The sequence below is a fragment of the Kitasatospora sp. NPDC051702 genome (assembly GCF_040681575.1).
Classification (GTDB): Bacteria; Actinomycetota; Actinomycetes; order Streptomycetales; family Streptomycetaceae; genus Kitasatospora.
Genome location: NZ_JBFAZB010000095.1, coordinates 1 through 6266, shown reverse-complemented (window position 1 = coordinate 6266; position 6266 = coordinate 1). Strand labels below are relative to the sequence as shown.

General features: G+C 75.8%; 3 protein-coding genes and 1 pseudogene. 2 read left to right on the top strand and 2 right to left on the bottom strand.

From position 1 onward, the window contains the following. Positions 1–235 precede the first annotated feature (235 nt). Both AB0N04_RS38310 and AB0N04_RS38305 read right to left on the bottom strand, forming a co-directional pair. Positions 236–1637: pseudogene (locus AB0N04_RS38310) on the bottom strand (SpoIIE family protein phosphatase); the annotation flags it as partial. 169 nt (positions 1638–1806) lie between these two features. Further along, positions 1807–3243: an FAD-dependent oxidoreductase gene (locus AB0N04_RS38305; protein ID WP_360218602.1), complete on the bottom strand. Its 1437-nt coding sequence runs from the start codon at positions 3241–3243 to the stop codon at positions 1807–1809. A 475-nt stretch (positions 3244–3718) separates the two neighbouring features. Here AB0N04_RS38305 and AB0N04_RS38300 point away from each other — a divergent pair, with 475 nt between their 5' ends. Both AB0N04_RS38300 and AB0N04_RS38295 read left to right on the top strand, forming a co-directional pair. Continuing rightward, positions 3719–4585 (top strand): helix-turn-helix domain-containing protein, encoded by an 867-nt coding sequence (locus AB0N04_RS38300; RefSeq protein WP_360218599.1) that lies wholly within the window; start codon positions 3719–3721, stop codon positions 4583–4585. A 328-nt stretch (positions 4586–4913) separates the two neighbouring features. After that, the coding region (locus AB0N04_RS38295; protein ID WP_363365751.1) for a sigma-70 family RNA polymerase sigma factor at positions 4914–6266 on the top strand (1353 nt) is incomplete at its 3' end.

Genomic DNA, 6266 nt, shown 5'->3' with positions numbered 1-6266 from the left:
TGTTTTCCGCTCCGTTTTCCGGGGCTTCGTCATCCAACTCGCCGGTGTCTTCCGGGGTTTGACGCCCCGTCCGACGTTTCAAACTCTAGCCGATCTCCGCTCCGAAAAGCGAATCCGGCCGCAATCCAATAAAACGAGCACGCCGAATACGCACCGAGCCGCGACAAAGCGCGACCCAGCCCGAGCCGGGAAGTGGTGTTTCGAAGGATTGGCTGCCCCGGGACCGTCCGCGCCGATGCGTGTCCGGTGCTCCCTGCCAGGCAGCTCGAAGAACACTAGACCTCGGGTGGAGTCGAGTCAAGCCCCGGTTCCGTGCCGGTGCCGGCCTGCTCGGCGGGCAGGTGGAAGGCCAGCACGGCGACGTCGTCGTCGTGCTCGGAGGTCACGCCCATGGCCCGCAGCAGCCGGGCGCAGATCACGTCGGGTGCGCCGACCGCGCCGGTCAGGGTGCGGGCGAGGAGGTCGAGGCCCTGGTCGATGTCCTCGTCGCGGCGTTCGACCAGACCGTCGGTGTAGAGGACGCCGGTGGTCCCGGGCAGCAGGCGCAGGGTGTGGGAGACGTGGAGGCCGTCGCCGGTGCCGAGCGGGGGGCCGTTCTGCTCCTCGCTGCGCAGGACGGTGCCGTCGGGGCAGCGCAGCAGCATGGGGAGGTGGCCGGCGGAGGCGTAGGAGAGGGTGCGGCGGTGCGGGTCCCAGACGGCGTAGGTGCAGGTGGCGATCTGGTTGGCGTCGATCTCCATGGCGAGGCCGTCGAGCAGGCGCATCACCTCGTGCGGCGGCAGGTCGAGGCGGGCGTAGGCGCGGACGGCGGTGCGCAGCTGGCCCATGACGGCCGCGGCGCGCAGTCCGCGGCCCATGACGTCGCCGATCACGAGGGCCGTCCGGCCGCCGTCGATGGCGATGACGTCGTACCAGTCGCCGCCGACCGCGGCCTCGGCGCCGCCGGGCTGGTAGGTGGCGGCGACCCGGAGGTCGGCCGGCTGGTCGAGCTTCTGCGGGAGCAGGCTGCGCTGGAGGGTGACGGCGGCCTCGCGCTGGCGGCGTTCGGCCTCGCGGAGCCGGGCGGCGGCGAGGACCTGGTCGGTGACCTCGGCGGCGAAGATCAGCACGCCGGCGGGCGGTCCGTCGCCGGGGGTGTCCGCGGGGCCCGCGGGGTGTCCGTCGTCGCCGGTGTCGCCGGGGCCGAGCGGGACGCAGGAGACGTTGTAGTAGCGGTTGCCGGTGAGGCCGAGGATGCAGCGGGCCTTGACGCTGCGGGGCCGCCCGCTGCGGATGACCTGGTCCATCAGGGGCAGGACGCCCATGGTGCCGAGTTCGGGGAGGGCCTCGCCGGCGGGGAGGCCGGTGGTGCGGTCGCCGAAGAGTTCGCGGTAGGCGCGGTTGGCGTAGCCGAGCTGGTGGTGCGGGCCGTAGGTGACGGCCACGGGGGCGGGGATGCGGTTGAGGACCTCGCGCAGGTTCTGGGGTTTGTGCGGGTCGAGGAGTTCGGCCGGACCGGGGAGGTGCGTGGGGTCGCGGGGGCTGGGGACGACGACCCCGTCGGTGGCGGGCGCGCCGTCGTCGGTGCCGGTCCCGGTGGGCGGGGCGGCACGCCGGGGGACTCCGGTGAGCCGGGCGCTCCAGCGCATGAGGTTCAAACGACGGCCGCTTCCTCGATTTCCAGGCATATCATCACTTTTTGTGTGCATGGCAACACACGGGGTAATGACTAGGTTGGGCTGATCCTGTCAGGCGAGGGCCCGATTCCGGAAGTCGCCCGCCCGGCGTGGTCGTACGATCCGCGCCCGGGCCCGGGCGCCGGGGCGCTCACCGGGGGCCTTCCGGGCCGCCCTCGGGCCGCCGGCCGAACCCCGCCTCGAACTCCGAACGCGGGTGCTCCACGGCGCCCAGCGAGACCACCTCGCGGGAGAACAGCCCGCCCAGCACCCAGTCCATCAGCACCCGCACCCGGCGGTCCGCGCTCGGCAGCCGCCGCAGGTGCCGGGTCCGGTGCAGCCACCAGGCCCGCCGACCGGTCAGCCGGCCGCCGCCCCGGGTGTGGGCGACGGCGCGGTGACGGCCCAGGGAGGTGGAACAGGCGGCGCGACCGGGCCGGTACTCGGCGAGCTGCGGCGCGTGCGGGCCGGCGTCCAGCGCGATCGCGATGTTCCGCGCGAGCAGTTCGGCCTGGGCGAAGGCGTGCTGGGCGTTGGGGGCGCAGGGCGCTCCGTCCGCGGCCGGGTCCGGTACGGCGGCGCAGTCGCCGGCCGCCCAGACACCGGGCAGCGCCCGCCCGTCCGGGCCGACGGCCTGCAGGGTGGCGAGGCAGCGGACCCGGCCGAGGGTGTCCAGCGGCAGGTCCGTGTCGCGCAGCAGCGGGGAGGGCCGCACCCCGGCCGTCCAGACCAGCGTGCGGGCGGCGAAGCGGCTGCCGTCGGAGAGCGCGACGACCCGGCCTACGGCGGACTCCAGCGTGGTGCGCAGCCGGACGTCGACGCCGCGCTCGCGGAGCTGGCCGAGGGTGTGCTCGGCCAGCTCCGGCGACTCCTCGGCCAGGATCCGGTCGGTGGCCTCGACCAGCACCCAGCGCAGGTCCTCGACGGCGACGTTGTGGTAGTCCCGGACCGCGTGCCGGGCCATGTCCTCCAGCTCGGCGAGCGCGCCCACGCCCGCGTAGCCGCCGCCGACGAAGACGAAGGTGAGCGCGGACTGGCGCAGCGCGGGGTCGCGGGTGGCGGAGGCGAGGTCGAGCTGGTCCAGCACGTGGTTGCGCAGGCTCACCGCCTCGCCGACGGTGGAGAAGCCCCGGCCGTGCTCCGCGAGGCCCGGCACGGGCGCGGTGCGGGAGACCGAGCCGGGCGCCACCACCAGGAGGTCGTAGGGGAGCTCGACCGGGGCCGGGGGGTCGCCCGGGTTCGCGGCGTCGGCGAACGCGCGCCGGGCGGCGTGCTCGATCCGGGTGATCCGGGCGGTCAGCACCCGGCAGTGCGGCAGGGCCCGGCGCAGCGGGACGACCACGTGCCGGGGGTCGATCGAGCCGGCCGCGACCTCGGCCAGCAGTGGGTGGTAGGTGAAGTACGCCTGCGGCTCGACGACGGTGATCTCCACCTCGCCCTTCCGCAGCCGTTCCCGCAGGCCGCGCTGCAGGTGCAGCGCGGTGGCCATCCCGGCGCAGCCGCCGCCGGCGATCAGGATCCTGATGGTGCGCCTCCTGCCGATGTGACGATTCGTCCCGGCCTCGCGGTCGGGGGTGTCCCCCGGCACGCCCCCCTATGAAGGACCGGCGGGGGCGGTCTTGTCCACAGTCCGTACCGGGCCGGATGGGGCGGGAGTGCCGGGTGTGGCCACTTGTGCTGCCCGGGCGACTTTCTGACGCACTTTCGGCCGCGAACGGCCGTGAACTATGGTCGGATTGTGTGCTGGAGCGGCTACCGCCATGACAATCGGCGGCGACGCACCGTGGAGCGGCCACTACGGCCAGTTCCAGCGTTGGCACGAGAACCCGACTGCGGGACAGTCATCCGGGGAAGGGTAGTTCCCGGACGAGGCCCCGGACGGTGCCGACGCGCCGGGCCGGACGCGAACCGGACCGGCGGCACGAACCGTGGTCACCAGGGACGGGACGGGCGGCACGAGCGATGGGTCATCGGGTCATCAATGACGGGCTGAGCTGCACCGGGGGGTGCAGGGGCGGGCGACGACAGGGTCCGGGTTCGGGCGCCTGCGGGGGAGAGTTGGGATGATGGAACAGGAGCAGGTGTTGGGACGGGCGGGTGCACCGCACACCGGTCAGGGCATGGTGCCGGAGCAACGCGGCCCGGTGGACCTGACGCCGCACACCGGGACGGCCTACGCGGCCGTCCCCTACCGGTCGGAGCTGCCGCAGGCCGTCGCGCCCGTACCCGGGGCCAGGCTGCGGGTGGACGCCCGGCGGAACCTGGAGAGCGTGCTGCGGGCCGCCCGCGAGGTGTTCGGCGAGTTCGGCTACGGCGCGCCCATGGAGGAGGTCGCGCGGCGGGCCGGGGTGGGCGTCGGGACGGTCTACCGGCGCTTCCCGAGCAAGGAGGTGCTGGTCCAGCGGATCGCCGCCGAGGAGGTGGCCTGGCTGACGGCCCAGGCGCGGGAGTCGCTCTACGGCGGCGACGGCGCGTGGGAGTCACTGGCCGGCTACCTGGCCCGCGCGGTGCACACCGGTGCCGGGCGGCTGTTGCCGCCGGAGGCGTTCCGGTACGCGGAGGAGCTGGGCCGGGTGCCCGGGCAGCGGGTCACCGAACCCGCCGCCGTCCGGTTCGACCTGCGCGGCGATGACGCCCAGGGCGGTGCGGCCGCCGAGCCGTCGGCGGCGGACGCCGATCCGCGGCTGCTGCTCCAGCTGCTGGCGGCGCTGGTCGCCCGGGCCGGCGCGGCGGGCGAACTGCGGCCCGGCGTCACGGTGTCGGACGTGGTGCTGGTGCTCACCGCCTCGGTCCCGGTGCACGCGGCCCGCACGGTGCCGGCGCACGCGGCCGGCTTCTCGGCCGGTGCTCCGCAGACGGAGGGTCACCCGCCGTCCGGGCCTTCGGACCGTCTGCTGGAGATCCTGCTGGACGGCCTGCGGGCGCGCTGACGCGGCACCGCCGGGTCGGCCCACGGGCCCGGCGGGCAAGGGAGTTGGACGATTGACCGGCGCGCGCTCCGGCGAGGCGCGCCGGATGACCGCGACGCGCACCCCGCGGCCGCGCGCCGGGCGAACACATCCGCGACCACCCCTCGGAAGAGTGGGTCCGGCTACCGCCCCCCTCTGCGCTATGCCATCCTTTGCCCGTGGTTGGAGCCAATGTCCCGATGCGCGCCCTTCGCGCGCCGTCGGCGCCGTACAGCGGGGAACAGCGCGCCCACGCGCTCCCGCACGCTCTGCCACGCTTCGGGGGCTGTCGTGGAGTCTGGGGTCCGTTGTGAGCGCCGAGGAACAGAACGAGTACGGGTACGGCCTCGACTTCGGTCCGTCCGGAGGACTCCCCGGAGGACGGCCGGGCCGTCCGGCCGACGGGCCCGCCGCCGCCTCCGGCGGCCCCGCCCACGGGCCGGGCCACGCCCAGGCGCCCGGCGCCCCCGGCCCGACCACCGGACAGGTCCCCGACCAGGCCGGCATGCCCAGCCGTGAGTCCCTCTCCGCCTCCGCCGCCGCGCTGCCCACCGGCCGGGTGCCCGGCCAGGCCCCGGCCGGCCGGGGCGGTGTGGCCCCGGAGGCCTTCGTCGGCGGGGGCGGCCGCCCGGCCCGCCCCACCGTGCCCGCCCCCGCCGACCCGGTCGACGGCGAGCGGCCGCCCTCCGACGCCGAGTTGACCGCCCTGGTCCGGGCCGGCGACGACACCGCGTACGAGGAGATCTACCGGCGGCACGCCGAATCCGTCCGCCGCTACGCCCGCACCTGCTGCCGGGACAGCTTCACCGCCGAGGACCTCGCGGGCGAGGTGTTCGCCCGCACCCTGCAGGCCCTCAGGGCGGGCAAGGGCCCGGAGTTCGCCGTCCGCGCCTACCTGCTGACGGCCGTGCGCAACGTCGCCGCGGCCTGGACCCGCAGCGAGCGGCGCGAACAACTCGTCGACGACTTCGGCGTGTTCGCCCAGACCTCGGCCGCCGTCGTCGACCTCGACCTCGCCGACCCGGGCGCCGACGCCTGGGCGATGGCGATGGCCGACCAGCGCATGGTCATGCAGGCGTACGCCGAACTCCCCGAGGACGACCGGGTGGTGCTCTGGCACACCGAGGTCGAGCGGGAGTCGCCGAAGACCGTCGCGGTGATGCTCGGCAAGACCGCCAACGCCACCGCCGTCCAGGCCCACCGGGCCCGCGACCGGCTCGCCGCCGGCTTCCTGCAGGCCCACGTCTCCGGCAGCCAGGACGGCTCCTGCGCGGCGTACGCCAACCGGCTCGGCGCGTACGCCCGCGGCTCGCTGCGCAAGCGCGCCTCGGCGGAGGTCGGGCGGCACCTCCAGGAGTGCGACCGCTGCACGGCCGCCTGCCTGGAACTGACCGAGATCAACACCGGCCTGCGCGCGCTGCTGCCCGGCGGCGTGCTCGTCTGGGTCGGGGCCGGCGGGCTCGGCGCCGCGGCGGCCGCCGTCGGCGGGGCCGCCGCGGTCGGCGGGGCGGTGGCCGGCGGGGCTGCGGCGACCTCCGGTTCGGCCGGCGCCGGTACCGGCGCCGCGGCGGCCGGCGCGGGCGCCACCGCGGGCTCCGGCGGTGGCGGTGGCGCGGCCGCCGTGGCCGCCGTGGCCGCCGGGGTGGCCCTCCTGTCCGTCTCC

Coding starts and splice junctions, on each gene's coding strand:
- AB0N04_RS38300 (WP_360218599.1), top strand. CDS start 3,719: ATGATGGAACAGGAGCAGGTGTTGGGACGGGCGGGTGCACCGCACACC.